At 59.7% G+C, this 2528-nt stretch carries 3 protein-coding genes and 1 pseudogene; 2 read left to right on the forward strand and 2 right to left on the reverse strand.

What is annotated here, in order from left to right; genetic code table 11:
* On the forward strand, positions 1-765 hold a 765-nt coding region (locus HUW43_RS06620), incomplete at its 5' end, for an MlaD family protein (RefSeq protein ID WP_188236648.1).
* A complete protein-coding gene (locus HUW43_RS06625; RefSeq protein ID WP_081997347.1) occupies positions 762-1373 on the forward strand; it encodes an ABC-type transport auxiliary lipoprotein family protein in 612 nt (203 codons plus the stop codon). The genes HUW43_RS06620 and HUW43_RS06625, both read left to right, overlap by 4 nt.
* An 18-nt stretch (positions 1374-1391) precedes the next feature.
* Here HUW43_RS06625 and HUW43_RS06630 read toward each other — a convergent pair.
* A pseudogene (locus HUW43_RS06630) lies at positions 1392-1664 on the reverse strand (integrase core domain-containing protein); the annotation flags it as partial.
* A 12-nt stretch (positions 1665-1676) separates the two neighbouring features.
* Positions 1677-2528: IS66 family transposase (gene tnpC / locus HUW43_RS06635; RefSeq protein WP_188236649.1), on the reverse strand; the 852-nt coding region annotated here is incomplete at its 5' end.

Consider the following 2528-nt stretch of genomic DNA (forward strand, 5'->3'; position numbering starts at 1 on the left):
TACACCATCGCCTACACCGGAAATTACACCACGAGCGCGGACGCTAACGGAGAAATCACGCGTATTAGTCTTGATCCCAGAAATCCAAACAGGGTGCTTGCAGGGGTGCGCCTGCGCGAGGATACGCCTGTGCGCGTCGATTCTACCGCCGCGACGGAGTCGCAAGGCATAACCGGCGGAAGCTACATCCAGATCAGTGCGGGGACGCCCTCTAAGCCGTTGTTGAAGGAGGTTTCCAAGGAAACGCTCCCAGTGATTAAGGCGGAAAAAAGTTCGCTACAATCCCTGATGGATGGAGGTGGCGCATTGTTGGCGGACGCTTCGCAGGCCCTGGAAAGGGTCAACCGGACCTTGTCCGACGAGAATATCGAAAATGTTTCGGCTGCTATTGCGGATGTAAGAGCTACCACGGCGGAATTGCGATCTAGTCGCGGAATGTTCAGCAAGGCTGAACAAGCGTTTGCACGCCTGGACCGGGCGGCGGCCGATATCGAGGCCGCGGCCGCATCGGCGCGCACGGCGATCGATGGCGACGGTCGCAAGACGTTTGCCGATGTCTCGGCAGCTGCTCGAGATCTTCGAGAGGGGATCGCCGAGGCGAGGGTGGTCATTCACAGGCTTGATGACGCCGCGAGTGGATTGGCGGCGCCCGACGGCTCCGGGATTGCTGCAACTTTGAAATCGCTCGATAGCGCGGCGCAGGAAATCGAGCAGCTCGCCGGCCAGCTACGACGGACCCCTCGTGAAAGGAAGCTCCCCCAATGAAAACGATCTCTGCAAGAATGTTTTTGCTGACGGGCGCGCTAATTTGCCTTTCTGGTTGCGGGAATATTCTGGGAACTGGCGGCAAATCGACGTTGTACCGGATCAGCAGCACGCCCGTACCGGAGCGTGAAATTGCACGACAGTGGATTCCGGTGTATATTACGCGACCGACGCTTCCGCCTGGGGCCGATGGAGACAGGATCCTCACGATCGAGAATCGCGAAGTCACGTATCTGGCCAAAGCACGGTGGATGAGGCCTGCGCCCGAGATGATCCGCGAGGCTATTGCCGGAAGCGTAGCGCGCAAAATCGATCACGCATATATCCCTGTCCAGAGCGTGGCTTCCGATCATTACGTCCTATCCGCACGGCTTTCTTCTTTTGCAGCCTATTACGAGCAGGGGCCCGACGCGGCCCCGATCATTCGCATCGCCGCGCAAGTGGAACTAAGCCGATCCAAAGAATCGGAACCACTGGCAGTCACGCGCATCGTCCTTGATAGGACAGCAAGCGCAAACAGCGTTTCGAGTATCGTCGAAGCCTTTGATCGCGCGAGCCTTGAAATGGCCGACAAAATCGCGAGTTGGACGGCTGCGGTGATCAATTAGCGGGTAGCCAATGGAAACTTAGGTGTTTAGTCCCAGCATGTGATGGTGTGGCTCCATATTGAAGATATCCGGCTTGGATTTCCAGAGTTCTTCGATGGCCTCATAGGGTGTCTTGAAGCGCAGTGCCTTCAACTGCTTGGCAAAGTTGTAAGCGACCAACCAGTCGCGGACATGGCGGCGCAGCTCGTTGATCGACGTGTAATGGAAAGATTTGACGGTGGCCTCCTTGATGGTGCGCACCATCCTTTCGGCCTGACCGTTGGTCCATGGGTGATAGGGTTTGGTGAGGCGTAACCGGTGTTTTCAGGCTACGACGGTCCATGGCATGAGATCACCGACGCTGTTGGCGGGATAACCGTTGGCGAGGCTGGTGAGGGTTTCGGTCAGCCATTGGTGGGGGTTGATGGTGCTGAGCTTGCAACATTCGATGAGCGTGGCGATCACCGCCCAGTTGTCGCCGCCCTCGTCGGAACCGGCAAACAGGGCATTTTTGCGATTGCGAGCCAGCGGCCTGATCGATCGTTCGACGGTATTGGAGTCGAGGTCGATGCGACCGTCATCGATGAAGCGTGAGAGGCCGTCCCAGCGGGTGAGTGCGTAGCGGATCGCTTCGCCGAGCTTGCTCTTGGCGCTGACCTGGCGGCCACGGGCGGCAAGATATTGGTGAAGATCGTCGATGATGACGCGGCTGCGTCCGGCCCGAGCGGCACGACGCTGCTCGGCCGAGAGGCCGCGCACATCGTCCTCGATGGCGTAAAGCAAGGCGATGCGGCGCAGCACCTCGGTAGCGACCGGGGATGTATCAGCCAGTTCGTAGAATTTGCGACGCACATGCGCCCAGCAGAAAGCGAGCCTGATCTGCTGGCGCCGCCGGGGGAGCGCGGCGTAGCCGCCATAGCCATCGACCTGTAGGATGCCCGCAAAATCACCAAGATGGAACTGGGGACGCTCGGCCTTGCGATCTGGCGCATAGACATAGGCGACGATCGGCGGATCGCAGCCGCCCCATGGTCGGTCGTCGCGGGCATAGGCCCAGAGCTGGCCGGTCTTGGTCCGCCCGCGTCCGGGATCGAGCACCGGGGCGGTCGTCTCGTCGGCGAACAGCCGCTCGGATCGTCGTAGCTCGTCGAGAATGTGGTCACGCAAGGGGCGCAG

It is taken from the genome of Sphingopyxis sp. LK2115, assembly GCF_014595975.1.
GTDB lineage: Bacteria > Pseudomonadota > Alphaproteobacteria > Sphingomonadales > Sphingomonadaceae > Sphingopyxis.

What these genes read in the sequence shown, in the direction of transcription:
- HUW43_RS06625 (WP_081997347.1), top strand. Translation starts at nt 762, where the DNA reads ATGAAAACGATCTCTGCAAGAATGTTTTTGCTGACGGGCGCGCTAATT.